This is a genomic window from Acrocarpospora phusangensis, from assembly GCF_016862995.1.
GTDB classification, from domain to species: domain Bacteria; phylum Actinomycetota; class Actinomycetes; order Streptosporangiales; family Streptosporangiaceae; genus Acrocarpospora; species Acrocarpospora phusangensis.
Genome location: NZ_BOOA01000009.1, coordinates 110,186 through 136,667 on the forward strand (window position 1 = coordinate 110,186; position 26,482 = coordinate 136,667).

The following is a 26,482-nucleotide window of genomic DNA, read 5'->3' on the forward strand; positions in this document are numbered from 1 at the left end:
TCAGCCCGGCAGGAGGTGGCGGGCTTCGTACAGGGCCTTCCACTGGTCGCCGTGGCGGCGCTGTTCCAGGTATCTGCGGAGTTTCGCCAGGTCCTCCTGGTTGTCCTTGGCCGCCGTACCGGCGAGGCAGGAGACCAGGTCGGCGGCGGTGCCGGGCTCGCCGCGCAGGAACCAGCCGCGCAGGCCGACGGCGTGCGCGACCGAGACGGCCTCGGCGGTGCTCATCACCGCCGACAGCCGGTCGGTGGCGTCACCGCGCGCGGTCTGCCCTTCGCGCAGCTCCCGGAACGCGGTGACCAGGACCTCCAGCACGTCCCGCCGGGGCGGCGCGCCCACGCCCGAGCGCTTCAGGAGCGCGGTGGCCTCCGCCTCGACCAGCCGCAGCTCGGTGTCGAAGTCGGCGATCGGGAAGACCGTCTCGAAGTTGAACCGCCGTTTGAGCGCGGCGCTCATCTCGTTGACGCCGCGGTCGCGGGTGTTGGCGGTGGCGATGACGGTGAACCCCTCCTGCGCGAACACCATCGCCTCCGGACCGTTCAGTTCCGGCACGGAGAGCACCCGGTCAGACAGCGGCGACAGCAGGCAGTCCTGCACCTCCAGCGGGCACCGGGTGATCTCCTCGAAGCGCACCACCTTGCCCTCGGCCATGCCGCGCAGCAGCGGAGCGGCCACCAGCGCCCGGGTGGACGGCCCTTCGGCGACCAGCAGCGCGTAGTTCCACGAGTATTTGATCTGGTCCTCGGTGGTGGCCGCGCCGCCCTGGATGGTGAGCGTCGAGGTTCCGCTCACCGCCGCGGCGAGCAGCTCGGACAGCAGCGACTTCGCCGTGCCGGGCTCGCCCACCAGCATCAGCCCGCGGTTGGTCGCGAGCGTCACCAGGGATCGGTCGATCAGCGAGGGATCGCCCACGAACTTGCGGCTGACGCCCAGCTTCTCGTCCCCGAGGACGAAGCGCCGGGCGGCTCGCAGGCTCAGCGCCCAGCCGGGCGGCCGGTCGTCGGTGTCGTTCTCCCGCAGCCGGGCCAGCTCGTCGGCGTAGCGGATCTCGGCCGGGGGCCGCTGGATGTGCTCGTTCATCGGGTGATCTCCCGGAGGTCACGCAGGATCTCGGAGACGGTGATCGGGTCGAGGCCGTCGAGGGAGATTCCCTCCAGGGTCTGCTCCTCGGCGAAGTCGAGGTAGCCGACCGCGATGCCCGGAATGATGCCGATCGTGATGGTCCGGCCGTCGGGCACGTCCCGCTCGATCCAGCACTGGATGCCGGCGTCCTGGGGGCTACCTCGCCGCCAGCCCCGCCGTTCCAGGCCGACCACCTTGACGGTGGGGACTTTGGCTTCACTGATTTCCGCGAGCAGCGTCTCGTCCGGGGCGTACGTCTCCCGGCCGAGTTGCGGGAACGGCTGGAGGATCTCGTAGTCGGCGAACACCTCGGCCCAGGCGGCCAGCTCCTCGCCGAGCTCCAGCGGGTGCGCCACCCCGACGACGGCCTCGTCGGGCAGGGTCAGCGTGTCGTCCTCGACGTCGGCGAAACTGCGGTCCTCGGCCACGCGCAGCGCTCCCGTGAGCCGGCCTGACGCGTCGTAGAGGCCCCACACCAGCCGCCGTACGATGTGCCAGAGCAGCGGGTGGCCGACGAGCAGCCGCCTGAACTCCGCACCGGTCCAGCGGCGCCGGGTCACCATGGCCTGCTCCAGCCGGCGGATGTTGTCCGAGGCCACGGCGCGCACGTCCTTCTTCAGCCCGGCGAACCGCTGGGAGGCGGCGGGCGCGAGCTCCGGATCGTCGTTCGCCCCCGGCTTGGGCAGGTTCTTGAGCCGCTTCCCGGCGGCGTCCGTCACGTACGGCTTGAGCTGCTCGTCGAAGCCGACGACGAACCGCCTGCGGCCGTAGTCGAGGGTCAGGCTGCCGTCGGCGGACAGCCCGAAGTCGGGCACCAGCCGGTCGGCCAGCTCCTGCGGCGTCAGGCCCAGCTCCGCGGCCACCTCGTCCATCTTCTGCCTGGCCCGGTTCTTGAGCCCGCTGAACTTGACCTTCTCGGCGATGCCGTGCAGGTTCATCAGCGCGACCTCGGAGCCGATGGCGGCCAGCAGGTCCAGACCCGCGACCGCCCGCGTGTGCCCGCCCTCACCAGGCCAAACCCTGATCAGCGGCGTCAGCCGCCGTACGGTCTCGTCGTCGCCGAGCAACCCCAGCGCGTCCATGATCCAGCTCTCCTTGGACGGGTAGCCGGCCGCCTGCCAGCGCTGGAACAGCGCCCAGCTGAAGTCCGCGAGGCTGCGGCTGTCGCAGGCCTCCTTGACCAGCGCGAGCCCGAGGTACGGATCACCGGGCCGGGAGATCGCCAGCATGGTCATGAGATGGCGGACCGACTCGGCCGGCAGCGGGGCCGTGTCGCCGCGCAGGTGGATCGGCGTCAGGATCGCGACCTCGGTCCACTCGGGCAGCGCGGGGATCTTGGCGGGCAGCGCGTCGAGCGGGTCGGCCGAGAGCAGGTCGGCGACCGCGGTCTCGGCGACGGGGCCGTAACCCGCGGCGGCCCGCACCACGACGTCACGGCCGCCGCCCGCGGCCAGCGCCGCCAGCGCCTGCTCGGCCTGCCTCCGGGCCATGCCCGGTTTGCCCAGGGCCGCCGGGATCAGCGCCCTGGCAGCGGCCTCGGGGTGGCGTGCCAGCCACGCCAGCGCGGTGGCCCGTACCGACTTCAGCCGGGCCAGCCACTCGGCCATCAGCACGGCGACCTCCGGGCCGGCGAACGGGAGGAGCGCCGAGGCGATCGTGCCGGGGTTGCGCCGGGCGCTCTCCAGCACCAGGGGCAGCGCCGCCAGTTCGAACCGGGCGACCACCCTCGGCATCCATTCGGAGGCGCCCCAATGGTCGGACGGGCGCCACTTCCCGATCAGCGGTGCGGCCAGGTCCTCGGGCCCGGCGACGAACAGGGAGATCTCGTCGTACCAGTGGCCCTTCTGGCCGGCGTCGATCTTGTCGGCGATCTGCTTCCAGCTGTGGGACCAGCCGCGCTCGTCCCATGAACTCTGTCCCGGCTTGGCCAGACGCCAGTTGTCGCGCTCGCCCGGCGCCCACACCACGGCATGCTCGTCGGCACAGACCAGGTCGTTCACGACGACCGGCTTGCGGGCTTTACGCGGGCGGGTCCACGGCGGGCTGACCAGCACCCCGGGCAGAGCCTCCAGCGGAGCGGTGGCGACGGTCGCGGCGGCTGCGATCTTGTTGATCCGCTCGGCGGCGGCCGTGTCGTCGATGTTCGCGAGCACCTCGGCCACCAGGCCGGGATGGGCCAGCACGTGGGCGCGCAGCAGCAGGTCCGCGACCTTGCCCCCGGTGGCGGCCATCATCCGCATCGCCCGGCGCGGGAAGCGGGCCGCCGCGCGCAGGACGGCCGGCTGGGCGAACTTGTGGTCGATCCGGTCGAGAAGCGCCCGCATCGCCGCGTCGGACGGCAGTTCGGCGAGCACGCCCAGCAGCCGCCGCTGGCTGTCGGTGTCGTAGAGGTCGTCGAACCATCCGGCCAGCACCGGCACGGCCTCGACCCCCATGCCGTCGACGATCGTGCCGGGCAGCGCGAGGGAGTTCATCACGGAGTGACCCCGCACGTGTCTCGCGATGATCGCCGCGTGCTCCGGCGTGCTGATCGCGGGAACCAGGGCGAAGGCGAGACCCGGATTGACGTGGTCCACGTCGGCGCAGTCGGCCGAAACCCAGTCGAGCTCGGCCGGCACCATGGAGGAGGCCGCCACCCGGTGGCGGAGTCCGCCTTCCCTGCTGACCGCCAGTGCCGCGACGACCTCGGCGTACTCGGCGTCCGACGCGCCCGCGAGGCCGGCGCGGACCCGGGCGGCGATGTCCAGCCCGTACCAGTTGTACCAGTGGTGCGCGGACTCGCTGTCGGCCAGCCGCCGGACCGGCCGATCGTGCCCGTTGCTCTCGAACGTCAGTGAGGCCACCTCGGTCACGGCCACCGCCGCGAAGACCAGGCCACGTTCGGCCAGCCAGGCTTCGGCGAAGAGCACCCGATGGTCCCAGGGAATGGACGCGGCCAGGATCTTGGCGACCACGGCGGCGCCCAGCGGCGTGGCGCCCGAGTCCCCGGCCAGGTACGCCGTGCCAGCCGAGGCGAACTCCGGGTCGGCGCACTTCGCCAGCGAGTCGACGATCAGCTGCCGATGCTCGTCCACCTTCGCGGCGAGTTGCTTGGGCGCGTCCGCGTCCGGCCGTTTCACGGCGACCTTCGCGCCGCCGCGCCGCGGATGGAGAGCGCGCAGCCACGCGGCCGGCATCGTCAGCCGGTCCTCATCCTCGACGTCGACGCCGCCGACATGGGTCAGCATCCGATCTGCGGTCATGCCGATACCTCCACGCTGTATCTCGCCGACGCTCATCCTCGTGATCGTCAGCGGCGAGTATTGCGCGAATGACCGACAAAACAGCATTTGTCGCGGGCTAGGAGTCGGCTCCGTGCGACTTCTCGTGGTCGGCGTACAGGACCGCGCGCCACTGCTGGGCGGAGCGGACGAAATCCTCGCTCACGTGGGCCAGGAAGCGGGCGACGGACTCCAGTCGCTCCCCGGCGGGGGTTGAGCGGCCGAGTACCTCCACGCCCTCGCGGGCGACCTCGACCAGGCGCTCGTTGGCCCGGATGCTGGCGATCATGGACTGGTACCAGAGGTCGTGGTCGACGACGTAGCGCTCGCGGCGGTTGTCCTGGCGTTCGCGGCGGACGAGTTCCTGGCTTTCGAGGAAGGCGATGGACTTGGAGATGGACGCCGGGCTGACCTGGAGACGCTGAACGAGTTCGGCGGCGGTCAGGCCACCGCTGTCGGTGACGTACAGGCAGGTCAGGATCCGGGACATCATCCTGGGCAGGCCCGACGCGATGAAGGAGGTCGTGAGCGTCTCCTCGAAGTCCCGGACGGCCTCGGCGTCCCGGCCGTACGCGTCGGGAGCCGCCGCCGGAGTCGTGGCGGGCGACCTCTTACGGCGGTGGGAACGTCGTTCGGTGGCCCGGTGCGCCATCTCGGCGCGGTAGGCGGTGGGACCTCCGTTGCGCATGACCTCGCGGGTGACGGTGGACGTGGGACGGTCCAGCCGCCGGGCGATCTCCGCGTAGGCGAGCCCGTCGGCGAGCCCCACGGCGATCTGCTGACGATCCTGCTGACTGAGCCTTCCTCCCGGCATCCGGCCGCACCCTTCACTCGATGGCTCCGACGTTGCCGAGTATGCCCTTCACCTTCATCTCATTGCAACTTCTGCCATCATTGCATTGCATTAATCTACAACTCCATTGCAACAATTATGCTGCTTTGACGTGCAGAGATGGTTGTCTAACGCAACAAGACTGTTGATGGAATCGTGAACGCAACATAGCCTTTCGAATGTCGGAAACAACGAGTGCCACGGAGGCAGTCATGCAGAAGTTCGCCACCCCCCAGCCGATCACCGCCGAGCTGTACGTCCCGGCGGGCCGTGTCCGGATCATCGCGGGCGACCGCGCCGAGACCGTCGTGAACGTCCGCCCGAGCGACGCCGCCAACGGCCACGACGTCAAGGCCGCCGCGCAGACCGCGGTCGAACTCGTCGGCGGCGTCCTGAAGGTGAAGGCCCCCAAGGCGCCCCGCCTGGGCCGGTGCGGCTCGGTCGAGATCGCCGTCGAACTGCCGGCCGGGTCGGCGATCGACGGCCGTGGTATGGCCGCCGACTTCCACGCCGAGGGACGGCTCGGCGGCGCCAAGGTCCACACCGCCAAGGGCGACATCTCGCTCGGCCAGGCGGACGGCCCGGTCAGCGCCGACACCGCGCAGGGCGACATCCACGTCGCGGAGGCGATCAGCGGTGTCTTCGAGCTGTCGACCAGCGCCGGGCAGATCGAAGTCGGGGTCGCCGAGGGCGTCTCCGCCGGTCTGCGGGCGACCACCACCTACGGCACCCTGCACGACCACCGGAAGAAGTTCGACGGGCCTGTCAACGCCGTCGACATCCGCGCCACCACCTCCTACGGCGACATCGTCGTCCGCTGACTCCCTGACCGGAAAGAGGAATCATGAGCAACCTGGCCATCGCGGCGAACGGACTACGCAAGTCGTACGGCGACAAGGTCGTGCTGGACGGCGTCGACCTCGCCATCCCCGAAGGAACGATCTTCTCCCTGCTCGGACCCAACGGGGCAGGCAAGACCACCACCGTCCAGATCCTGTCCACGCTGATCCGCGCCGACGGCGGCGAGGCCAGGGTCTCCGGCTTCGACCTGCGCCGGCAGGCCGACGACGTCCGGGACGCGATCGGCGTCACCGGGCAGTACTCGGCCGTCGACAAACTGCTCACCGGCGAGGAGAACCTGCTGCTCATGGGCGACCTCCGCCACCTGTCCCGCCGGGACGGCCGGCGGCGCGCCGCCGAACTGCTCGAACGCTTCGACCTGGCCGAGGCCGCGAAGAAGCCCGCCGGAACCTACTCCGGCGGCATGCAGCGCCGGCTCGACCTCGCCATGACGCTCGTCGGCGACCCGCGACTGATCTTCCTGGACGAGCCCACCACCGGCCTCGACCCGCGCAGCCGCCGCGGCATGTGGCAGATGGTCCGCGAACTCGTACGGGACGGCGTCACCATCTTCCTCACCACCCAGTACCTGGAGGAGGCCGACGAACTCGCCGACCGGATCGCGCTGCTCGACCACGGCAGACTGATCGCCGAAGGCACCGCGGAGGAGCTCAAACGGCTCATCCCGGGCGGCCACATCCTGCTCCGCTTCGCCGACACCGACCTTCTCGACGCGGCCGGGTCCACGCTCGGCACCGGGATCCCCGACGCCGAGACCCTCACCCTCCAGGTGCCGAGCGACGGCAGCGTCCAGGCCATCCGCGAACTGCTCAACACCCTGGACGAGCGCGCCATCCGGATCGACGAGATGTCCGTCCACACCCCCGACCTCGACGACGTGTTCCTCACCCTCACCGGCCAGCAGAAGGAGACCACCCGATGAGCACCCTGACCCTCGCCGCCCGCGACTCCTCCACCATGGTGCGCCGGCAGCTCAAGAGAATGATCCGCTACCCGTCCATGACCGTCGTCCTGATCGGCATGCCGGTCATCTTCCTGCTCCTTTTCGTGTACGTCCTCGGCGGCACCCTCGGCGCGGGTCTGGGCGGCGGACGCGACGCCTACGTCGACTACGTGACCCCCGGCATCCTGCTCATGGCCGTCGTCTCCGCGGCCACCGGCACCGCCGTGTCCGTCGCGATGGACATGACCGAAGGCATCGTCGCCCGGTTCCGTACGATGCGCATCGCCCGGGGGGCGATCCTGGCCGGGCATGTCGTCGGCAGCGTGATCCAGCAGTTCCTCTGCATGCTCGTGGTCCTCGGCGTCGCGCTCGCCATCGGGTTCCGGCCGAACGCGACGCCTGTGGAGTGGCTCGCGGCGGCCGGAGTCATGGCCCTGTTCGCCCTGGCCATGACCTGGCTCTCGGTGGCACTCGGCGTCAGGTCGCCGAACGTCGAGGCCGCCAGCAACGCACCGATGCCCTTGATCCTGCTGCCCTTTCTCGGCAGTGGCTTCGTTCCGACCGACTCCATGCCCACCGTTCTGCGCTGGTTCGCCGAATACCAGCCCTTCACCCCGGTCATGGAGACGGTACGCGGACTGCTCATGGGCCAGCCGATCGGCAACAGCGCCGCCATCGCCGTGGCCTGGTGTGTGGGGATCGGCGTTCTGTCCTACCTCTGGGCGAAGAAGCTCTTCAACCGCTCCTGAGTGGGGAGCGCAATCCATGGCTCTCGCGGATAACAGCGGGCCAGGTCGACGATGGTGCGGCCCCTCCGATGCGGAGGGGCCGCACTTGTTCTTTGTCGGTCCAACCCAGGTGCGGGCCGCCGGGCGGGCGGGAAGCCGCCCTGTTCTTTCCGGTCGGACCAGGGTGCGGCCGCCGCGCAGCGGTACAGGGTGGGAGGCCACACCTGTGCCTTTGCCGGTCGGACCAGGGTGTGGGTTGCCGCGCAGCGGTACAGGGTGGGAAGCCACACCTGTGCCTTTGCCGGTCGGATCGAGGTGGGGGCTGCCGCGCAGCGGTACAGGGTGGGAGGCCACACCTGTCCCCTTCGCCGGTCGGACCAGGGTGCGGCCGCCGCGCAGCGGTACAGGGTGGGTGGGTGGGAGCCACACCGGTCGCTTGTCGGTCAGACGACGGTGCAGGGGATGCCGTTGAGGGTGAAGGCGGTTGGTTCGGCGGTGTTGCCGGTGTGGGTGGCCTGGAAGCCGATCTCGATTGTGGCTCCGGGGGCGAGTGTGCCGTTGTGGCCGACGTTGCGGGCGGTTATCTGGGCGCCGGAGGTCGTGTAGGTGGCGTTCCAGCCTGAGGTGAGGGACTGACCCGAGGGCAGGGCGAAGACCAGCGTCCAGCCGTTGATCGTCGAGGTTCCGGTGTTGGTGATGTTGATGTTGGCGGTGAAACCGTTGTTCCAGGCGTTCATCGTGTACGCGAGTCGCGGCCCCGTCCCGGGGCTGCCGCTGGGCGACGGGCTGGGCGACGGCGTGATCGGCGGCGTAGGCGACGGGCTGGGCGACGGGTTACCGCCCAGGCTGGTCACGAAGGTGGTCACGCTCCGGGCGGGAAGCGTGGCCGTGAGGGAGCCGTTCGACATGCTGGTCGATCCCTGGGGTGCGACGTTCCTGCTCGCGTCGGTCAGCCAGGACGAGGCGCTGGATGCGGTGCTGCCACTCAGGGTGAACTGCTGGCTCACCGCGGATGTCCCCTTGTTGATGGCGACGATGACGACCGTGCTCCCACTCCTGTACGCCGACACGTAGACGTTCGACGCGGGATTCGCCGTCGCGTCGATCCGTACATATCCGGGCCGCACGAACCTGGCGAAGTGCGCCATCATGGCGCCGCGCTTGCTGACCTGGCCGTCCTCCCGCATGGGGCCGTAGCTGCGCCGGATATACCACCAGATGTACGCCTGAAACTCGGCGTCCACCATGGCGCGGTGGATGTGCTCCCCCACATCGAGCGCCTGCGGCCAGAGGTCCGCCGAGTCGCTGCTGTTGGGGTAGTAGACCTCCGTCATCCACAGCTCTTTGCCCGCACCCCTCTGCTTGAACAGGGGATAGGGGAAGTTCGCGTACGACGTCCCGTACAGATGAGCGCCGAGGATGTCCACGTTGGCGAGCGCCGCGGAGTCGTTGAGGATCGGGTCCGACATGTTCTTCAGGTACTGGAACGACTCGGGCGCGATGACCCGGGTACTGATCGAGCCGGCGTTCTCCCGCAGGAACCTGACCATCTCTGCGGGAGTCCACCACGTCCAGTCCTGCGCGTAATCAGGCTCGTTCTGCACGGATATGCCGTACAGGTTGACCCCGTTGTTCCGCATGTGGGTGGTGAAGTTGTTCAGGTGTTGGGCGTAGGCGCCGTACGCGTTGTACCTGAGGCGTCTCGCGTTGGTCTGGCTGCCGCGGACGAAGGTCTCGACCATGCTCGCCGGAGGATTCCACGGCGACGCGATGACGGTCGCCCCGAGTTCGACCGCGCGCCTGGCCGTCGCCAGATCACGACTCCAGTCCGCCTGGTTCTCGAGGACGGGGATCCGCAGCACCGAAAATCCCAGCCGGCCCTCGCCGGTACCGAACGCCGTATCCCGCTGGGCGGCCGTCAGATCCCCGATCCAAGCCGCATGGGCCATGCCGCCGAAGCCCCGAATCGTCTGCCGCTGCGCCGCCGGATCGATGACCGCCGTCGCAGCCACGGCTTCCGAGGCCCCCACGACCGAGGCCGCAGCCGTGAGAACCGGCAGGGCCCCCATCGTCGTCAGGACGTTTCTCCGGCTCAGCAATCTCCGCTCGCCGCCCCCGGACTCATTCTGATCTTGCGTCACGTCTCCTCCTCCTGGCTGTTGGCACCGATCCACGTCCCGTCGGGCAAGCCACTTTGCGCTGGACCGTTAACTTTCTTGACCTCAATCCGCGCCTTACTGGTTGCGCTAACATTTCCTCGCACCGGCCTGAGAGCGAGTGTGGTGGGATGCGGACCGCTCACAGGCCCGCGCGGAAGGGAACTCTCCGGCGGAGTGTGGTTCCGCCCCTCGACAGGGGTCAAGCACGAGCCAGCATGACGAGCAGGCCAACTGCGCGAACGCCTCGCCGATCCGTGAACATTTCAGGTCACGAACCAGCGGCTTCGCCTTCGAAGGCGGGCCGTGATGTGCGAAAAGGCGCCCACGCGGCGGTGCGCGCATGGCGACGCTGATCAGATGAAGAGCGTCACCGATGTGGGCTCGGTCCGAGTCGACGCCGCGGTCTTCGCGTCAGGTTGAGGCGGTCGAAGAGGCGCTCGTGCAGGAGGGTCTGGACCAGGTTGAGGCTTCCGATCACGTGGATGTGCTCGTGTTTGTCGCGCAGTTCGTGCACGGCGGTCACGAGGTCGGGGCCCGGTTGCGTCGATTGTCGGTCCGTCCAGCCTCAGCTCACCGCCTTCTGTACGAGCGCGGCGATCCTTTCCTCGGCGGCGGGGCTCAGGTCCGCCAGAGCGAAGGCGGTCGGCCACATGGTGTCTTCGTCGAGGTTGGCGGAGTCGTTGAAGCCGAGCGTGGCGTACCTGGACTTGAACTTCTCCGCGCTTTGGAAGAAGCAGACGACCTTGCCGTCTTTGGCGTAGGCGGGCATTCCGTACCAGAGCTTGGGGGCGAGCGTGGGGGCGTTGGTCTTGATGATGGCGTGAAGGCGTTCGGCCATTTCGCGGTCGGGTTCGGGCATCTCGGCGATCTTTGCGAGGACGTCGTTCTCCGCGTCGGCGTTGGTTGCGCGGGAGCCACGGCGATTAGCCTTCTTGACCTCCTGGGCGCGTTCCTTCATCGCGGCGCGCTCTTCATCGGTGAAGGGCTTGGTCGTCATTTCGGATCCTCCGTCTGCGCGTTTTGCCTGGTAATTCCCATGCTAGGGAGCGGCTGCGGCTGGGGCTTCTCCGATCCTGATCGGTTCTCCGGTGTGGCCCTCGTGGAAGTCGGGCTATGTCCTGGCCCGGGCGCTGAGGATCGCCGCGTCGGTGACGGGGGTGTCGGTCAGGGTGATGACGCGGGCGTGAGGGTGCGCCGCTTGGGCGATCCGGGCGAGGACGTGGCCGGGTGGGGCCTGGATGAACAGCGTGGTGCCGAGTTCGCCGAGGACGGCGGTGATGTCGCGCCACCGTACGGTGCGGGCGATGCTGCGGGCGAGGTCGTCGTGGACGGCGGCGGCGTCGTGGAGGAGGCGGGCGGTGGAGTCGCTGAGGTAGGGAGCGGTCAGGGGGCGTTTGGGGATATTCGCCAGATGGGCGGCCATGGCGTCGGCGACGTTGCCGAGGAGGGGGCAGTGGGAGGGGACGGCGATGTTGAGGCGTTGGACCCGGCGGGCACCGGCCTGGGCCGCTGCGGTGGACAGGCGTTCCAGCGCGTGGATGGCTCCGGCGACCACGACCTGCTGGTCGGTGTCGATGACGGCTAGATAAGCGGGAGCGTCGTCGGTCGTGGTCGACGCGATGAGCCGGCGGACTTGGGGGACGCTCAAGCCGAGTACGGCGGCCATGCCGTATCCGGACGGGTAAGTATCACGCATCAGTTGGGCGCGGAGGTGTACGGCGGCGAGGGCTTCGGCGAAGGTCAGGGCTCCGGCGGCTACGGCGGCGGGGAAGGCTCCGATGGAGTGGCCGGCGACGGCGTCGGGGGTGGCCCCTTCGGCGGCGAGGGCCCGAGTCGCGGCGACACCGGCGATGCAGAGGGCGACCTGCGTGGTGACGGTCGATGTCAGAGCGTGGGCGCTGTCCTGCTCGGCTGAGCCGGGAAGAATGCGGTCGGCCTCGGCGAGGGTCGCGGCGACGGCGGGGTGATCGGGCAGCTCGTGCAGCATCCCGGGCCGCTGAGTGCCTTGACCGGGGTAAAGGAGGGCGACCCTCACGCCGGAGCCCATGAGGTCCTCATTCCGGGGACCAAGGATCGTCCACCAGTTTGGGACCGTGGCTGGTACGGGCGAGGACGACGCCACCGGTGCGGGTCAGGAGAGGCCCACCGATGCCGGCCCACTCGGCGAGACTGATCCCGCCACACGGGGTGTCCAGTTGACAGTCGACCGTGCTGGGGAGAGCGGAGAATGCGTCCAGCAGATGCTTGGCGAAAGCCGGCGACATTCTTCGCGGCGCCCGGATCACCAGGTCCAGATCGCTTCCCGGGCGCGTGACCGGATGGCCGGTGGCCAACTCGAATCCGACGCTACCGGTCGGGCCCCAGACAGCTTCACCGTCCAGAAGCGCGGCCACGGCGGACATCGTGGCCGCCAGACGGGAGTGGCGGGGACGGCGTCCCCTCAGTTCTTCGGGCGGTACACCACGGACCACCGCAGCGGCGGGAACGAACCCGGCGTAACGCTGCCCGCGACTGATGCCGCGCACCCCGACAGGGACAAGACCAGGCGGATGAGGCGCCCGCCGGACGACGACCCAGGGACAGGCCGCCAGCGACACGGCGACCCAGCCGGGAGGCGCGGCACCGAGGGCCGTGCCCGGCCTAGGCTGCACGAGGTCGTGGGGGTGCGGGGTCATTTCCATTGGGTAACGAGGGCGTCGTGGATGCGGCGGGAGGCTGTCCGGGTTCGTTGGGCGCCTGGGGAGGTGAGGCGGCCGCGGAGGTCGCGGGGGGCTTTGCGGGCTCGGGCGATGGCGGCGGTGAGGGCTTGTTTCGCCGTCTGGATGTCGGGTTCGGTCGGGGCGTCGGCGTTCTCCACGTCGAGGAGTTCGTCGCACAGGCCGAGTTTCGCCCAGTCGGCGACGTCGTACGACAGCGGCGGGATGCGTTTGGCCAGTTGGTCGAGTTCGTCGACGGTTCGCAGGGTCACCTTCGCGGCGGCCTTTTTGTGCATGGCGTGGATGACCACGCCGGGGTCGTTGAGTGCCAGGATCTGGTTCGCCTGGAGGCCGTGGGCCAGCAGCCCACCGGAGAGGGCGGTCCCGACGATGAGCGTGATCACGGGATGCCCGGCGGTACGAGCGCGGGCGTAGGCGTCCACGGCGGCGGCCAGTGCGTGATGGATGCCGAGGACTTCTTCGAGGCGTCCGTACGCCTGGCTGGGCAGGTCGACGACGGCGACGATCGGGCGGCGACGGCCGTCCGGCAGGTGCGCGTCCTCGGCGACGACCCCGGTGACCGCCTCCGCGATGGCGAGCCCTTCCCGCAGGCCGACCTCCCCATTACGCGCCCGCCTGTACGGGCTTCGCGGATCCGGCACAACAGCCACAAGCCGGGCCACATCCCCACCCAACGTGCAATCCGCAGTGATGACGGACGCCACACGATCGTCGACGGACGCATCGGCGAGCGCCCGCGTCCAGTTCAGCCCCCGGGTCATCCCGCCCCTCCCTTCCGCGGTACGGCTTTCGCCCACCCACCCGCCACCTCCGACGCCTCAACCACCCGCCCCGGATCGACGCTTTCAAGGCACGCCCGCAACTCACGAAGCCGCTGCGACCGATGCTCGTCAGGCACCCCTCCACGTACGGCGTCGATCACCGCCGACCGCAGCGCGGAGACGTCATCGAGGACCAGCGCATCCGCCAGCCCGGTCCTCACCCGCTGTCTCCCCCCATCGATCGACCACACCAGCGCATGATCGGAGGCGTCGAACTCGGCCACACCCGCCTCCGACTCGATCACCTCAGGCCCGTTGAGCCCAAGCCTCCCTTCCTCCGTCATGATCAGCTTCGTACACAGTCCAGCCGCGATGGTCATACCGCCGAAACACCCCAGCGCCCCCGCGACGACCCCGACGACAGGCTGAAGCGCCCGAAGCTCCAGCACGGCCGCACACACTTCAGCGACCGTGGCCAAACCCAGATTGGCCTCCTGAAGGCGTACCCCACCTGTCTCCAGCAGCAGAACCGCGGCGGTCGGCGTCCCTTCGCGGTTGTCCTGAGCAGCGAGGGACAACGCCGTCGCGATCTTCACGCCGGGCACCTCACCGATGCCGCCCCCCTGAAAAGCCTGCTCGATCCCGACCACAACCGCGGGCTGCCCCCCGAGGCGTCCCTTGACCACGACAACCCCGTCATCGGACTGCGGAACAACCCCTTGCGGCTCCAGCCACGGCGACTCGATCCGGTCGAAAGGCCCACACAACTCCCGGGCTGTCCCGTCATCAAGCAGCGCCCCCGCCCGCTCCCGGGCGTCCAACTCGATAAAACTGGTACGGCTGAGCATCGCCGCCCAGCTCTCGGTGAGCGTCATCCCGTGCTCCCCTCGATGGCCTGCCGCAGGCGCAGGGTCACCACACCAGGCGTGGCCCCGAAGTCGTTGAGCTCGAAACTCCCGGCGACAGGATGGCGGGCGAAGAACCGCTCCAGCACCGTCCGCCACACGATGTCGAACCCATCGACACTGGTACGCACCCGCACCCGCGCCGCACCATCGCCGGGCGTCATCAGGATCTCCAGATCCCCCGAGCCGACCACGCCGACATGGGTACGCCCGGCCGCCGGCCGGTCCGCCGGGAACTCGAAGTTCAGCGTCTGCATGCGAACACCTCCGGTCCGGCGCGGGGAGAGCCCCACGGCACCATGTCGAGGAAGAGCGCGGCGGCCAGCAGATCGGCGCTTCCACCGGGAGACAGCCGCCGCCTTCTTAGCAGTTCGTCCAGTTCCGCGAGCGCGGCCAGGCCAGACCCGGTACCCGAACCGCCCTCGGCCAGGACGCGCCCCGCGCCGCGGCGTACAGCACGGAGACCTTCGTGGCCGCCACGATGCAGCACACAGGTGTCAGCCAGAAGGCTCATCACCTCCAGCAACGCGTCCACCCGGGCCACCGCTTCGCCGAGCCCGTCCGCTCGGGCTCGGCGCAGTCGCGGCAACGCGACCTCGATGACGTGCGGAAACGCGGCTTCGGCCTCGCCGCGAGCCCCAGCCACCCCATACCGCAGCCAGACCTGCCGCCCATGGGAGTCGCCCACCGGGATCCGCAGATCGGGCAGAACCGCCAGCCGGGCGGCGGCGCGGGCGGCCTCCCGTTCATCGCCGGCACCTCCCGCGACAGCGGCGACGAGCAGACCGACGGCCCACAACGCCCCACGATGAGTGTTGACGCCCCCGGTAACCCGCAGCATCGCCCGATCTCCGGCACGCCCGAGCCGTCCCAACTCCTCCCGAAGCGAAACACCCACGGCCGACCGACCCGCGACCTCGGCGATCCTCCGAAACGTGGACCGCAGCGACTCCGCGGAAGCCAGCAGAAGGGGCAGATCCATGTCGTCATGCGATCCACCACCACGACAGTCCACCAGCCCGGGCTTCGGCGTCAGCCAGGCCTCACCACGAAGCGCCCGCACCGCCACGTCGGCGATCCCGTCCGACGTTCTCCCGCCAGCGGGAAGCCCGGCCGCAATCATCGCCCTACCTCGCGGCGGAGCGCGCACACGGTCCCATCGGCGAGCCTGCCCAGGTGTCGCTCGGCAGTAGCTTTGCTGCGAATTGCGCGCACACCCGCGTCGGCGAACCCGTCTGACGTCTGCCCTCCGGTGGGAGGCCCGGCAGTTGCCTTACCGCGGAATGCCCGCACCGCCGTGTCGGGGTGCCCGGCCGATGTCCGCCTTCGGGCGAGGAGCCTTTTGGCGATCATCACCAGCTCCGGAAGCGGGCCGGTGGCTCGTAGAGGCCCCCGGACCAGGCCACGAGATCTTCGATGCTGCGCGCCGCCAGCAGAGAACGCCTGGCTCTCCGCACATCGACCTTGAGATCCTCCGGCAGCGCGACCAGGCCGTCCCGGCGCAACACCTCCACCCGCCGGTCATCACTCCGCCGCCCGATCGGCGTCGCCCCCGCGATCGCCGCCACCGCGTCACGCCGCTCAGCGGGTCCCGAAGCCTTGTACAGGTACGCCACACCCTCCTCGGTCACCACATGACTGACGTCATCCCCATAAATCATGATCGGCGGAATGGGCATGCCCGCGTCCTGACCCACCGGGACCGCGTCGAGCGTCTCCACGAACGCCGGAGTCCCCCCGGTACGGAACGTCTGCGTGACCTGCACGACAAGCTTGCGCCCCCGCCGAATCGGCGCCTCACCGGTCAGCAACCCCAGCCACGTCGGCGACGGATGCCGCCGGCCGTGCGGATCATGACCCATGTTGGGCGCGCCCCCGAACCCACTCAGCCGCCCCTCGGTGACCGTCGACGAGTTGGCGTCCGCGTCGATCTGCAGAGACGACCCGATGAACAGATCCACGGCGTACTGCCCCGCCAACTGGCACAACACCCGGTTCGACCGAAGCGAACCGTCCCGCCCGGTGAAGAACACGTCAGGACGAGCCGCGACATAACGGTCCATGCCGGGTTCTCCGCCGAAACAGTGCACCGACTCCACCCACCCGCTCTCGATGGCCGGAATGAGCGTGGGATGCGGATTGAGCGTCCAGTGCTTGCAGATCTTCCCGCGCAGGCCCAGCTCGGCGCCGTACGTGGGGAGGAGCAGTTCGATGGCCGCGGTGTCGAAGCCGATGCCGTGGTTGAGCGTGGTCACCTCGTGGCGTTCGTAGATCCCGCGCAGCGTCATCATCGCCATCAGGATCTCCACCTGCCCGATATGCCGCGGATCGCGGGTGAACAGCGGCTCCAGCGCGAACGGCCGCGGACTCTCCACGACCAGATCCACCCAGTCGCCCGGAATGTCCACGCGGGGGACGCGGTCCACGATCTCGTTGACCTGGACGACGGTGACGCCGTCGGAGAAGGCCACGGCCTCGGCGATGGTGGGCGTGTCCTCGGTGCTCGCGCCGGTGTACAGGTTGCCGTCCCGGTCGGCCTGTTCGGCGCAGAGCAGGGCCACGCCGGGGATGAGGTCGACGAACATCCGCGCGTACAACTCGACGTAGGTGTGGATCGCCCCGACCTCGACCTTGCCGTCGGCGAGCAGCTGGGCCATTCGCACGCTCTGCGGACCCGCGTACGCGAAGTCGAGACGGCGGGCGACGCCACGCTCGAACACGTCGAGGTGCTCCGGCAGGCTGATGGAGGAGATCAGCAGGTGCAGGTCGTGCACCACGTCCGGATCGCAGCCGGCGAGCGCCTCGGCCAGGAAGTCCGCCTGCTTCTGGTTGTCGCCTTCCAGCGCCACCCGGTCCCCGGGACGCAGCAGCGCCTGCAGGGTGTCGCGCATCCGCGCGGGGTTCACGACCCGGCCGGAGACGTGGGGTCGGACCGCTTCCAGCCGTTCGCGTTTCGCGGTTCGCCGCTTGGTCCAGTCCCGGGGAAGCGCGTTCGCGAATCCCATGGCTTGCCCCCCAATCGCGTACTAACCAGGGCTAATGCCTCGAATAGGGCGAAAGGGAACTCAAGGGGTGCCAAAGAAAGCTGGGCCTTGCGTATCGGTTAACGGTCCTTTACGCTCCCCGTCAATCATTAGGAAACCTTCCTAATGATGTCCTCGACCGTCAGGAGCGCCCATGCCACGTGCGGAGCACTTACCGCCTCCCACGCAAGCCCGCCCCAGACGCCGCCGCTCGCTCGTGGCGGCCGCCGTGACACTCCTCACGTTCGCCGTCCCGGCCATCGTCGGTACGTCCGAGGCGAGCGCCGCACCCGTCCAGCTCATCTCCCGAGGAAAACCCGCCACGTCGTCGTCGATCGAGGGGGCCGGCTTCGAACCCGGCCTGGCCGTGGACGGCAACACCGGCAGCCGGTGGGCCTCCGCCGAAGGCAGCGACCCGCAGTGGATCCGGATCGACCTCGGCGGCACGTACGCGGTCTCCCGCGTGCGCCTGAACTGGGAGGTCGCGTACGGATCCGCCTACCGGATCGAGATCTCCCCCGACGGCGGCGCCTGGACCGGCATCTACTCCACCAGCTCGGCCGACGGCGCCATCGACGACCTGACCGTCTCCGGCACCGGCCGCTACATCCGCATGTACGGCACCGCCCGCGGCACCCAGTGGGGCTACTCGCTGTGGGAGTTCGACGTCTACGGCACCCCGGCCGGAGGCGGCGACACCACCGCGCCCAGCGTGCCCGGCAACCTGCGCTCGACGGGGACGACCGCCACCAGCGTGTCGCTGGCCTGGAACGCGTCCACCGACAACGTCGGCGTCACCGGCTACGAGGTCTACCGGGGCGGCACCCAGGTGGCCACGGTCACCGGGACCGGCCACACCGACACCGGGCTTACCGCCGCGACCTCCTACACCTACACCGTCCGCGCCAGGGACGCCGCCGGCAACCGGTCCGCGGCCAGCACGGCGGTGACCGTACAGACCGGAAGCGGGGGAACCCCGGCGGCGGTCAACGGGCAGCTCCGGGTGTGCGGCACGCGGCTGTGCAACGAGAGCGGCAAGCAGATCCAGCTGCGCGGCATGAGCAGCCACGGCATCCAGTGGTTCAACCAGTGCCTCAACAACGCCTCGCTGGACGCCCTGGCCGGCGACTGGAAGGCCGACATCCTCCGCATCTCCATGTACATCCAGGAGGGCGGCTACGAGACCAACCCCCGGATGTTCACCGACCGGGTGCACAACCTGATCGAGATGGCCACCGCGCGCGGCATGTACGCCCTGGTGGACTGGCACATGCTCACCCCTGGCGACCCGAACTACAACCTCAGCCGGGCCAGGACGTTCTTCACCGAGATCGCGCAGCGGCACAACGCCAAGAAGAACGTGCTCTACGAGATCGCCAACGAGCCGAACGGCGACGCCGTCACCTGGTCGGTCATCCGCAACTACGCCAACCAGCTCATCCCGGTGATCCGCCAGAACGACCCGGACGCCCCGATCCTGGTCGGCACGCCCAACTGGTCCTCGCTCGGCGTCTCCGGTCCCGGCGACCAGACCGACACCATCCGGGCCAACCCGGTCAGCGGGACGAACATCATGTACACGTTCCACTTCTACGCGGCCTCGCACGGCACCGCGTACCTGAACGCGCTGTCCCGGGCGGCGGACCTGCTGCCCATGTTCGTGAGCGAGTTCGGCACGCAGCTGGCCTCCGGAGACGGGGCCAACAATTTCAGCAGGTCGCAGCAGTACATCGATCTGATGGCGCAGAAGAAGATCAGCTGGGTGAACTGGAACTACTCCGACGATTTCCGTACGGGTGCGGTCTTCACGACCGGGACCTGCCCGAACGGGCCCTTCGCGGGGACGAGCAGGTTGAAGGAGGCCGGCGTCTGGGTCCGTGACCGGATCCGTACCGCCGACGACTTCTGATCGAATCCTGAGGGCGCATCCGTCCGCGGGTGCGCCCTCACAGTCGGGATTGACGCCGATGAGACCTTGCCGGAGGGTGGCGAGGATGCGGCGCGTTGATGGGACGTCGATGCCACGGCTCAGCCGGCGGGCGGTGCTTCTGGCCGCCGGTGGGCTGCTCGTCGGGTGTTCTCCACAGCCCGAGGTCGACACGGTTCACCTGCGGCTGGCCACCGGTCCGGCGGGGGCGGTCTACCGGCGCATCGGCGGTGCGCTGGCCGAGCACATCTCCCAGCAGGTGCCGGGGGTCACGGTGAGCACCGTGCCGAGCGGGGCGTCCACCGACAACATCCGGATGCTGCGCGCCGGCGAGGTGCACCTCGGGCTGACCAGCCTGGACGCGCTGATCACGACCGACGGCAGCGCGCCCGAGGGGCTCTCGGCGATCTGCCGGCTCTACGACAGTCACCTGCATCTCGTGGTCATGGCCGGGTCGGCGATCGACGAGTTCGGCGATCTGGAGGGCAAGCGCATTTCCCTCGGCGCCCGCGACTCGGGCACCGAGTTCACGTCGCTGCGGGTTCTGGAACTCGGCCGGGTGAAGGCCGACGGCCGGTACCTCAGCCAGGCCGAGTCGGCGGCGGCGCTCCGCGACGGCGAGATCGACGCGATGTTCTCGCTGACCGGCGTCCCGACGCCCGCGATCACGGAGTTGGCGCAGCGGCACGCGATCCGGCTGATCCCGCTGGACGCGCAGGCGGACGCGCTCTTCTCGGCGTACCCCGGTCCCTACACCCCGGCCATGATCCCCGCGACCGCCTACGCGGGCGTTCCCGCCGTCTGTACCGTGGCCGTGCCGAATGTCTTCCTGGTACGCAACGACCTGCCCGAGGACCTGGTCTTCGCCATCACCGACACGATTTTCACGCACACCGGCACGATCACCTCCGCCAGCCGCGACGACGCCGAGGCCATTCCCGAGGCATGGCAGATCAACGTGCGTACGGGGATCTCAACTGCGTCGATTCCGCTCCATCCGGGCGCGGTCGCCTGGTTCCGGGACCGCAAGCGCTAGACCGGCGGCGCGGACGGCAGGGCGACCACCGCGGCGAATCCGCGGCCGGATCCGTCCGGACGTGGCAGGCCGTCCTCCAGCCGCAGTTCGCCTCCGGCCGCTCCGACCAGGTCGGCGCAGATCGCGAGTCCCAGGCCGGTTCCGGGCACGTTCTGGTGCCGCGGCGAGCGCCAGAACCGTTGCAGCGCCTGGGCCCGCTCGGAGGCGTCGATCCCCTGGCCGTCGTCGCGTACGGCGATCGCGACCACGTCTCTGCCAGGGACGACGTGGGCGGTGACCTCCACCGCCCGCGCGTCCGAGAGCCGTAACGCGTTGCTGATCAGCTCGTCCAGGATGCTGCCCAGGCCGCCCGGCGGCTCCAGCAGGCGCAGGCCCGGCGGCACGTCGACCGTCAGTGTCTGGCCCGCCGTCGCCGTCAGCGCGCGCCATCGGTCCACCCGGGTCGCCAGCACCGCGTCGAGATCCACCGGGGACGCCGTCCTGATGCTCTCCATCCGGGCGCTGGCCTGGAGCGAGTTGAGCATGCGCTGCATGGCCTTCAGTTCGTCGACGGCGACGTCGTACACCTGCCGCGCGTCGCCGGTCGGGCGCAGGTGCGGCTCCATGCTCTCCACCGCGAGCCGGAGGCTGGTCAGCGGGTTGCGCAGCTGGTGCGACGCGTCGGAGACGAACGCGCGCTGCCGCTGCACGGCGTTCTCGACCGCGTCCATCATGGTGTTGAACGACTCCGCCAGCCGCCGCAGTTCGGCCGGGCCGGCCTCGGCGTCCGCGCGGATCGTGAGGTCGCCCTGGGAGATGCGGGAGCTCGCCGCGTCCAGCTCCCGTACCGGTCGCAGCACCCACGCCGACACCGGCCAGGCCACGGCCACCAGGGCGATCAACGGCAGCAGGCCGAGCCCGGCGAGCTGGGCCCACCGGACGAGGATGCGGTGGCGGGTCTTCGACAGGTCGGAGATCGTCACGACCGCGCCGACGACCTCGCTGTCCCGGCCCACCGGCTCCGCGACCACGAGCGCCGAGTCGTCCCACGGCGCCCACTCCCCGGACGGTTCCGACCGCGCCCCGGCCAGCGCGGCGGTCACGATCCTGGGCAGCGCCGGCTCGGCCCGCGCCGCCTCCTGGTACGCGCCGGCGGGCCCGAGCAGCACCTTGCCCGACGTGTCGATCACGGCGACCGGAATGCCGTACAGCTCCTGGTAGTGCACGAGTTCCTGGTCGAGGGCCTCGGTCCGGCCGGTCGAGAGCGCGGTCTCGGCCAGCGGCGCGAAGCGGCCGACGTCGTTGAGCCGGTCGACGTAGGTCTCCTGCATCTCCCGCTCGGCCACGGTGACGCTGAGCGGCATGCCGAGCGCGGCCACGAGCAGCACCGCGAGGGGCACCAGGACGACGAGCAGGCGGCGGTGCACGGCACGTCAGCCGATCAGCTCCGGCTGGTCGGCCAGGAGCCGATAGCCGACCCCGTGGATCGTACGGATGACCACGTCCTGCCCCAGCTTGTGCCGCAACGCCGCGATATGGGTGTCCAACGTACGGCTGGACGACTCCCAGGTCGCACCCCAGATCTGGTCGAGGATGACGTCACGGCTCACCACGTTCGGCGCCCGCCGGGCCAGCAGCAGGAGCAGCTCGAACTCTTTGCGGGTCAGCGTCACGGGCGTCCCGCCGACGGTGACCTCCCGGGTACCGAGCACGATCCGCATCGGCCCGAGGACGAGCGGTTCGTCCGGATGGCTCAGGGCACGAGCCGCCCGCGTACGCCGCAGCACTGCGTCGATCCGGGCCAGCAGCTCCGGAACGCCGAACGGTTTCACGATGTAGTCGTCGGCGCCGGCACGTAAGCCGCGTACCCGCTCATGCTCCTCCGAACGCGCGGTCACGGCGATGACGGCGGTCGCCGGGCGGTCCCGCAGCCTGCGGATCACGTCGAGCCCGTCGCCGTCGGGCAGTCCCAGGTCGACGAGGACCACGTCGGAGGGGGAGGCGCGCACGGCTTCCGCCGCGGTGGCGATGCGGTGGACCTCGAAACCGGCTTGCGTCAGGACGGTCACCAGGCCCCGCGCCACGCGGTCGTCATCCTCAATGATGGTGATCCGCATATCTGCGGATTTTACGTCCCGGATCGGCATAAGGGTCAGTTCCTGAATTCTTGGGATTTCTCTGACATCGGGCGCATTCCTTGGGATTCCTCTGACACCATTCGCGCCCTCGCGAGCCGAAACTGGGGCCGCGCACTCACCGACGAGTGCGCGGACGCTGCCGAGGAGGCCGCGACATGAGAACGACCAGCAGGTACCGGATGCTCGCCGCGATCGGCGTCGTTTCGCTCGTCGCCGCTTGTTCCGCCGGCAACGGGGGCGCCACCGGCGGGGAGACGGCCGGCGCGGGTCCCACCGCCGGTTACCCGGACCGGAACATCACCTTCGTCGTGCCGTTCAGCGCGGGCGGACCGACCGACACCGTCACCCGCATGATCGCCGAGCCGATGGCGGCCAAGCTCGGCGGCCAGATCGTCGTCCAGAACGTCGAGGGCGCGGGCGGCACGGTCGGCGCCGGCGAGGTCGCGCGGGCCGAAGCCGACGGATACACGGTGCTCATGCACCACATCGGCATGTCGACCGCGCCCGCCCTGTACCAGAACCTGGGCTACAAGCCGCTTGAGGACTTCGAGATGGTCGGGCTCGTCACCGAGGTGCCCATGACGATCGTCGCCCGCAAGGACTTCGCGCCCGCGACGCTCGCGGACCTGGTGGCGCACGTGAAGGCGAACGCCGACAAGGTCACGCTGGCCAACGCCGGCATCGGCGCCGCCTCCCACCTGTGCGGCCTGCTGTTCCAGACCGCGGCCGGCGTCAAACTCCAGGAGGTTCCGTACGAGGGGACGGGCCCCGCGCTGACCGACCTGGTCGGCGGCCAGGTGGACTTCATGTGCGACCAGACGACCAACACCAGCGGCCAGATCGCCGCGGGCGAGGTCAAGGCGTACGCGGTCACCACGCCGGAGCGGGTCAAGAGCCTGCCCGACCTGCCCACCACGACCGAGGCCGGACTGCCCCAGCTCCAGGTCAGCGTCTGGCACGGCCTGTACGTCCCGGCCGGCACACCACCGGACGTCGTCCAGAAGCTGTCCGAGGCGCTGAAGACGGCCCTGGCCGACCAGAAGGTCATCGACCAGATGGCCAAACTCGGGACCGCGCCGGTCCCGGCCGAGAGCGCCACCTCACAGGCACACCGCGCCAAGCTGGAGGAGCAGCTCGGCACCTGGGCGAAGGTCATCGCCGACGCTGGGGTCAAGGCCTCCTGAGGTGGAACGCCGCCGATCCTTCCCCGACCTCATCGCCGGGGGAATCTTCGTCCTGATCGGTGGCGCGTTCGTGGCGGGGTCGCTCGGCTACGAGCTGGGCACCCCGCTGCGGATGGGCCCCGGCGCCTTCCCGCTGCTGGCCGGTGCGATCGTGGCGGCCCTGGGCCTGGCGATCGTCGTCAAGGGACTCGTCGCCGGAGAGGTGGTTGCGTTCGGGCCGGTCCCGTGGCGTGCGGTCGCCGTCATCGTGCTCGCGGTGCTGTTCTTCGGATTCACCGTCCGCGGCCTCGGGTTCGTCCCCACGTCGGCGGTGACCGCCCTGCTCACCACGCTGGCCAGTTCCCGCGTACGCCCGCTCGTGGCCGTGGCCGTGACCGCCGGGCTGACTCTCGCCAGCACGCTCATCTTCGTCGTGGGACTCCAGCTGCGCATCCCCCTCTGGGGTCCCTGGCTGGGGTTCTGACATGGACCTCCTCGACAACCTCGCGCTGGGCTTCTCCACCGCCCTCCTGCTCCAGAACGTGCTCTACTGCTTCGTCGGGGTGCTGCTCGGCACGGCGGTCGGCGTGCTGCCCGGCATCGGGCCGACGGCGACGGTGGCGATGCTGCTGCCGATCACGTTCAGCTTCGAGCCGGTGACGGCGCTGATCATGCTCGCCGGCATCTACTACGGCGCCCAGTACGGCGGCTCCACGACCGCCATCCTCATCAACCTGCCCGGCGAGTCGTCGGCGGCCGTCACCGCACTGGACGGCCACGAGATGGCCCGCCAAGGCCGGGCGGGCGCGGCCCTCGCCACCGCCGCCGTCGGCTCCTTCATCGCCGGCACGGTCGCCACCGTCGCCCTGGCCGTCGCCGCCCCACCACTGGCCCGCGTCGCCCTGCGCTTCGGCCCGGCCGAATACTTCTCGCTGGTCCTGCTCGGCCTGATCGTCTCCATCGCCCTCGCCCGCGGCGCCCCACTCAAAGCCCTGGCGATGATCGCACTGGGCGTCCTGTTCGGCACGGTCGGCCAGGACATCTACACCGGCACCCCCCGCTTCGTCTTCGACCAGCGCGAACTGTACGGCGGCATCGACTTCGTCTCGGTCGCCGTCGGCATGTTCGGCGTGGCCGAGATCCTGCGCAACCTCGAGAACGAGCAGACCCGTACGACGGTCGTCAGCAGGGTGAAGAACCTCTGGCCCACCCGCGAGGACCGTCGCCGCATCGTCGCCCCCATCCTGCGGGGCACCGGCATCGGCGCCGCCCTCGGCGTCCTGCCCGGCGGGGGCCACGTGCTGGCCTCGTTCACCTCGTACGCCGTGGAGAAGCGGATCTCGAAGCGGGGAGACGAGTTCGGGCACGGCGCGATCGAGGGCGTCGCCGGCCCCGAGTCGGCGAACAACGCCGCCGCCCAGACCTCGTTCATCCCCCTGCTCACCCTGGGCCTGCCCGCCCACCCGGTCATGGCGCTGATGGTCGGCGCGTTCATCGTCCACGGCATCACCCCCGGGCCGAACGTCCTCACCGACGAACCGGCGCTCTTCTGGGGCCTGATCGCCTCGATGTGGATCGGCAACGTCCTGCTCCTGCTGCTCAACCTGCCGCTCATCGGGTTGTGGGTACGCATGCTGCGCATCCCGTACCAGATCCTCTTCCCGATGATCATCCTGTTCGCGGCGATCGGCACGTACTCCCTCGGCTTCAACGCCTTCGACGTCTACGCGATCGTCTTCTTCGGCATCCTCGGCTACATCCTCATCAAATGCGGCTGCGAACCGGCCCCCCTCCTCCTCGGCTTCGTCCTCGGCCCCCTGGTCGAAGAGAACCTCCGCCGCGCCCTCATCATCTCCCGCGGCGACCCCACCACGTTCATAACCCGCCCAATCTCCGCCATCCTCCTAACCCTCACCATCGCCGCCCTCGTCCTCACCGTCCTCCCCGCAATCCGCAAACGCCGCGAAACCGTCTTCACCGAGGAGGAGTAGCGTCCGCAGGTTGTACGGTGCGAGGAGGAGGGGCGTCCTATGGCAGATGAGCAGATCACGACCATCGGCAGGTGCTACCTGTGTAAGCGGACCTTCGGTTTCGCTCCGGGGAGTGTGATGACGGTTCTGATGGATCCTGAGACCAATCTTCCGCTTGGCATGACGTTGTCTGGTGGTCAGCGGGAGCCGACCCCGGAGGCCGCCGCCCGATCGGTTGAGGAACATGTCTGCCCGGACTGTGTGGGCAGGGTGAAGCAGCTCAAAGAGTTCATGGATTCGCCCGTGCCGCCGTTCAAAACCTGGCAGCGGCCCTAGGTGCTTTCCCGGGAAATTCTGTGTTTACTGTTCAGGCCTAGGGCGCGCTTTCTGGTGCGGCGGTCGGCCATGAGGCGAAGTAAAGCAGAATCACTCCAGGGAAGGTGTGATGCCTATGTGAGGGTTCGTGCAGATTGCCATCCCAAGTCGGCTCCTAGAGATTCACAAGAGGTGGCTGTCATCGTCGCTCTCATCGATTTCGGAGGAGAGGACAAAGATGAGAAGCACCAAGGCACTGTTATGCGTGGCCCTCGCGGGCCTGGTCGGGTTGGGGTCGGCGGCTCCCGTTCAGGCCGACGATGGGGAGCCGTACCCCTCGGTGGCCCTCCGGCTGTATGACGACGCCTGGTACGAAGGCTGGACCAGGCTCTTCTCGAAGAGCGACTACGACTTCGACTACTCGGACAACGACGAGGCGAGTTCGGTGGAGAACTTCACCGTCGTGGCGTGGGTGCTGTTCGACGACGCCGATCTCCGCGACCGCCGGTACTGCATCCGGCCGGGGGAAGTGGTGCCCGACCTGGGGGCGCCCCAGTACAAGTTCAACGACAAGGTCTCGTCGGTGCTGAAGCTGAGCCGGGCGACCTGCGACGAGTATCCCCCCTTCTACCCGGGGCCCTGACCG

At 69.4% G+C, this 26,482-nt stretch carries 24 protein-coding genes; 10 read left to right on the forward strand and 14 right to left on the reverse strand.

From position 1 onward, the window contains the following. The 3 genes from Aph01nite_RS07935 to Aph01nite_RS07945 form a co-directional block, all read right to left on the reverse strand. The gene (locus tag Aph01nite_RS07935; RefSeq protein WP_204040108.1) at positions 1-1,077 is read right to left on the reverse strand and encodes an ATP-binding protein; all 1,077 of its coding nucleotides are present in this window, start codon (positions 1,075-1,077) and stop codon (positions 1-3) included. Next, complete coding sequence (locus Aph01nite_RS07940; protein ID WP_204040109.1) at positions 1,074-4,361, reverse strand: DUF4132 domain-containing protein; 3,288 nt, start codon at positions 4,359-4,361, stop codon at positions 1,074-1,076. The genes Aph01nite_RS07935 and Aph01nite_RS07940 overlap by 4 nt, the downstream gene beginning before the upstream one ends. Before the next feature lie 97 nt (positions 4,362-4,458). Then, a complete protein-coding gene (locus tag Aph01nite_RS07945) occupies positions 4,459-5,193 on the reverse strand; it encodes a GbsR/MarR family transcriptional regulator (RefSeq protein ID WP_204040110.1) in 735 nt (244 codons plus the stop codon). Between the two features lie 230 nt (positions 5,194-5,423). On the opposite strand from Aph01nite_RS07945, the gene Aph01nite_RS07950 reads away from it, so the two are divergent. The 3 genes from Aph01nite_RS07950 to Aph01nite_RS07960 are packed head-to-tail and all read left to right on the forward strand — an operon-like array spanning position 5,424 to position 7,764. Beyond that, positions 5,424-6,032, forward strand: a complete 609-nt coding sequence (locus tag Aph01nite_RS07950; RefSeq protein WP_204040111.1) for a DUF4097 family beta strand repeat-containing protein — start codon at positions 5,424-5,426, stop codon at positions 6,030-6,032. A 23-nt stretch (positions 6,033-6,055) separates the two neighbouring features. Beyond that, positions 6,056-6,994 carry an ATP-binding cassette domain-containing protein gene (locus Aph01nite_RS07955; RefSeq protein ID WP_204040112.1) on the forward strand — a complete coding sequence of 313 codons (939 nt, stop codon included), beginning with the start codon at positions 6,056-6,058 and terminating at the stop codon, positions 6,992-6,994. Then, positions 6,991-7,764: an ABC transporter permease gene (locus tag Aph01nite_RS07960; RefSeq protein ID WP_204040113.1), complete on the forward strand. Its 774-nt coding sequence runs from the start codon at positions 6,991-6,993 to the stop codon at positions 7,762-7,764. Before Aph01nite_RS07955 ends, Aph01nite_RS07960 begins: the two co-directional genes overlap by 4 nt. 422 nt (positions 7,765-8,186) lie before the next feature. Here Aph01nite_RS07960 and xynC read toward each other — a convergent pair whose 3' ends face one another. The 9 genes from xynC to mdcA form a co-directional block, all read right to left on the reverse strand. After that, positions 8,187-9,884, reverse strand: coding sequence for a glucuronoarabinoxylan endo-1,4-beta-xylanase XynC (gene xynC / locus Aph01nite_RS07970; RefSeq protein WP_275418795.1), 1,698 nt, complete (start codon positions 9,882-9,884; stop codon positions 8,187-8,189). A gap of 583 nt (positions 9,885-10,467) precedes the next feature. Further along, positions 10,468-10,899 carry an iron chaperone gene (locus tag Aph01nite_RS07975; RefSeq protein ID WP_239161480.1) on the reverse strand — a complete coding sequence of 144 codons (432 nt, stop codon included), beginning with the start codon at positions 10,897-10,899 and terminating at the stop codon, positions 10,468-10,470. Positions 10,900-11,013: 114 nt separating this feature from the next. Beyond that, entirely contained in the window at positions 11,014-11,949 is a 936-nt protein-coding gene (gene mdcH / locus Aph01nite_RS07980; RefSeq protein ID WP_204040114.1) for a malonate decarboxylase subunit epsilon, read from the reverse strand. A 7-nt stretch (positions 11,950-11,956) separates the two neighbouring features. Beyond that, a complete protein-coding gene (locus Aph01nite_RS07985) occupies positions 11,957-12,583 on the reverse strand; it encodes a malonate decarboxylase holo-ACP synthase (protein WP_307836768.1) in 627 nt (208 codons plus the stop codon). After that, positions 12,574-13,380, reverse strand: a complete 807-nt coding sequence (gene mdcE / locus Aph01nite_RS07990; RefSeq protein WP_204040116.1) for a biotin-independent malonate decarboxylase subunit gamma — start codon at positions 13,378-13,380, stop codon at positions 12,574-12,576. The genes Aph01nite_RS07985 and mdcE overlap by 10 nt, the downstream gene beginning before the upstream one ends. After that, on the reverse strand, positions 13,377-14,255 hold the full coding sequence (locus Aph01nite_RS07995) for a biotin-independent malonate decarboxylase subunit beta (protein WP_204040117.1): 879 nt from the start codon (positions 14,253-14,255) through the stop codon (positions 13,377-13,379). Before Aph01nite_RS07995 ends, mdcE begins: the two co-directional genes overlap by 4 nt. Next, complete coding sequence (locus Aph01nite_RS08000) at positions 14,252-14,542, reverse strand: malonate decarboxylase subunit delta (RefSeq protein ID WP_204040118.1); 291 nt, start codon at positions 14,540-14,542, stop codon at positions 14,252-14,254. Before Aph01nite_RS08000 ends, Aph01nite_RS07995 begins: the two co-directional genes overlap by 4 nt. Then, the gene (locus tag Aph01nite_RS08005) at positions 14,530-15,408 is read right to left on the reverse strand and encodes a triphosphoribosyl-dephospho-CoA synthase (RefSeq protein WP_204040119.1); all 879 of its coding nucleotides are present in this window, start codon (positions 15,406-15,408) and stop codon (positions 14,530-14,532) included. The genes Aph01nite_RS08000 and Aph01nite_RS08005 overlap by 13 nt, the downstream gene beginning before the upstream one ends. Positions 15,409-15,637: 229 nt before the next feature. Then, the gene (mdcA, locus tag Aph01nite_RS08010; RefSeq protein WP_204040120.1) at positions 15,638-17,290 is read right to left on the reverse strand and encodes a malonate decarboxylase subunit alpha; all 1,653 of its coding nucleotides are present in this window, start codon (positions 17,288-17,290) and stop codon (positions 15,638-15,640) included. A gap of 172 nt (positions 17,291-17,462) precedes the next feature. Here mdcA and Aph01nite_RS42060 point away from each other — a divergent pair, with 172 nt between their 5' ends. Together Aph01nite_RS42060 and Aph01nite_RS08030 are read left to right on the forward strand one after the other, a co-directional pair. Beyond that, positions 17,463-19,217: a cellulase family glycosylhydrolase gene (locus Aph01nite_RS42060; RefSeq protein WP_275418800.1), complete on the forward strand. Its 1,755-nt coding sequence runs from the start codon at positions 17,463-17,465 to the stop codon at positions 19,215-19,217. An 85-nt stretch (positions 19,218-19,302) separates the two neighbouring features. Beyond that, positions 19,303-20,271 carry a TAXI family TRAP transporter solute-binding subunit gene (locus Aph01nite_RS08030; RefSeq protein WP_239161482.1) on the forward strand — a complete coding sequence of 323 codons (969 nt, stop codon included), beginning with the start codon at positions 19,303-19,305 and terminating at the stop codon, positions 20,269-20,271. Here the strand turns inward: Aph01nite_RS08030 and Aph01nite_RS08035 are convergent. Then, complete coding sequence (locus Aph01nite_RS08035; RefSeq protein WP_204040121.1) at positions 20,268-21,677, reverse strand: sensor histidine kinase; 1,410 nt, start codon at positions 21,675-21,677, stop codon at positions 20,268-20,270. The two genes, Aph01nite_RS08030 and Aph01nite_RS08035, sit on opposite strands and share 4 nt — an antisense overlap. Before the next feature lie 6 nt (positions 21,678-21,683). After that, positions 21,684-22,367, reverse strand: a complete 684-nt coding sequence (locus tag Aph01nite_RS08040) for a response regulator transcription factor (RefSeq protein ID WP_204040122.1) — start codon at positions 22,365-22,367, stop codon at positions 21,684-21,686. 176 nt (positions 22,368-22,543) lie between these two features. Between Aph01nite_RS08040 and Aph01nite_RS08045 the strand changes: the two genes are divergently transcribed. The 5 genes from Aph01nite_RS08045 to Aph01nite_RS08065 all read left to right on the forward strand — a co-directional run bounded on the left by Aph01nite_RS08045 (position 22,544) and on the right by Aph01nite_RS08065 (position 26,479). Beyond that, positions 22,544-23,572: a tripartite tricarboxylate transporter substrate-binding protein gene (locus tag Aph01nite_RS08045; RefSeq protein ID WP_204040123.1), complete on the forward strand. Its 1,029-nt coding sequence runs from the start codon at positions 22,544-22,546 to the stop codon at positions 23,570-23,572. Position 23,573: 1 nt separating this feature from the next. Continuing rightward, positions 23,574-24,035 (forward strand): tripartite tricarboxylate transporter TctB family protein, encoded by a 462-nt coding sequence (locus Aph01nite_RS08050; RefSeq protein WP_204040124.1) that lies wholly within the window; start codon positions 23,574-23,576, stop codon positions 24,033-24,035. 1 nt (position 24,036) lies between these two features. Beyond that, positions 24,037-25,542, forward strand: coding sequence for a tripartite tricarboxylate transporter permease (locus Aph01nite_RS08055; RefSeq protein ID WP_204040125.1), 1,506 nt, complete (start codon positions 24,037-24,039; stop codon positions 25,540-25,542). A gap of 39 nt (positions 25,543-25,581) precedes the next feature. After that, positions 25,582-25,857 (forward strand): hypothetical protein, encoded by a 276-nt coding sequence (locus tag Aph01nite_RS08060; protein WP_204040126.1) that lies wholly within the window; start codon positions 25,582-25,584, stop codon positions 25,855-25,857. A gap of 217 nt (positions 25,858-26,074) precedes the next feature. Then, positions 26,075-26,479, forward strand: coding sequence for a hypothetical protein (locus Aph01nite_RS08065; protein ID WP_204040127.1), 405 nt, complete (start codon positions 26,075-26,077; stop codon positions 26,477-26,479). Positions 26,480-26,482: the final 3 nt, after the last annotated feature.

Coding starts and splice junctions, on each gene's coding strand:
- Aph01nite_RS07935 (WP_204040108.1), bottom strand. CDS start 1,077: ATGAACGAGCACATCCAGCGGCCCCCGGCCGAGATCCGCTACGCCGAC.
- Aph01nite_RS07940 (WP_204040109.1), bottom strand. CDS start 4,361: ATGACCGCAGATCGGATGCTGACCCATGTCGGCGGCGTCGACGTCGAG.
- Aph01nite_RS07945 (WP_204040110.1), bottom strand. CDS start 5,193: ATGCCGGGAGGAAGGCTCAGTCAGCAGGATCGTCAGCAGATCGCCGTG.
- Aph01nite_RS07950 (WP_204040111.1), top strand. CDS start 5,424: ATGCAGAAGTTCGCCACCCCCCAGCCGATCACCGCCGAGCTGTACGTC.
- Aph01nite_RS07955 (WP_204040112.1), top strand. CDS start 6,056: ATGAGCAACCTGGCCATCGCGGCGAACGGACTACGCAAGTCGTACGGC.
- Aph01nite_RS07960 (WP_204040113.1), top strand. CDS start 6,991: ATGAGCACCCTGACCCTCGCCGCCCGCGACTCCTCCACCATGGTGCGC.
- Aph01nite_RS07975 (WP_239161480.1), bottom strand. CDS start 10,899: ATGACGACCAAGCCCTTCACCGATGAAGAGCGCGCCGCGATGAAGGAA.
- mdcH (WP_204040114.1), bottom strand. CDS start 11,949: ATGGGCTCCGGCGTGAGGGTCGCCCTCCTTTACCCCGGTCAAGGCACT.
- Aph01nite_RS07985 (WP_307836768.1), bottom strand. CDS start 12,583: ATGGAAATGACCCCGCACCCCCACGACCTCGTGCAGCCTAGGCCGGGC.
- mdcE (WP_204040116.1), bottom strand. CDS start 13,380: ATGACCCGGGGGCTGAACTGGACGCGGGCGCTCGCCGATGCGTCCGTC.
- Aph01nite_RS07995 (WP_204040117.1), bottom strand. CDS start 14,255: ATGACGCTCACCGAGAGCTGGGCGGCGATGCTCAGCCGTACCAGTTTT.
- Aph01nite_RS08000 (WP_204040118.1), bottom strand. CDS start 14,542: ATGCAGACGCTGAACTTCGAGTTCCCGGCGGACCGGCCGGCGGCCGGG.
- Aph01nite_RS08005 (WP_204040119.1), bottom strand. CDS start 15,408: ATGATTGCGGCCGGGCTTCCCGCTGGCGGGAGAACGTCGGACGGGATC.
- mdcA (WP_204040120.1), bottom strand. CDS start 17,290: ATGGGATTCGCGAACGCGCTTCCCCGGGACTGGACCAAGCGGCGAACC.
- Aph01nite_RS42060 (WP_275418800.1), top strand. CDS start 17,463: ATGCCACGTGCGGAGCACTTACCGCCTCCCACGCAAGCCCGCCCCAGA.
- Aph01nite_RS08030 (WP_239161482.1), top strand. CDS start 19,303: ATGCGGCGCGTTGATGGGACGTCGATGCCACGGCTCAGCCGGCGGGCG.
- Aph01nite_RS08040 (WP_204040122.1), bottom strand. CDS start 22,367: ATGCGGATCACCATCATTGAGGATGACGACCGCGTGGCGCGGGGCCTG.
- Aph01nite_RS08045 (WP_204040123.1), top strand. CDS start 22,544: ATGAGAACGACCAGCAGGTACCGGATGCTCGCCGCGATCGGCGTCGTT.
- Aph01nite_RS08055 (WP_204040125.1), top strand. CDS start 24,037: ATGGACCTCCTCGACAACCTCGCGCTGGGCTTCTCCACCGCCCTCCTG.
- Aph01nite_RS08060 (WP_204040126.1), top strand. CDS start 25,582: ATGGCAGATGAGCAGATCACGACCATCGGCAGGTGCTACCTGTGTAAG.
- Aph01nite_RS08065 (WP_204040127.1), top strand. CDS start 26,075: ATGAGAAGCACCAAGGCACTGTTATGCGTGGCCCTCGCGGGCCTGGTC.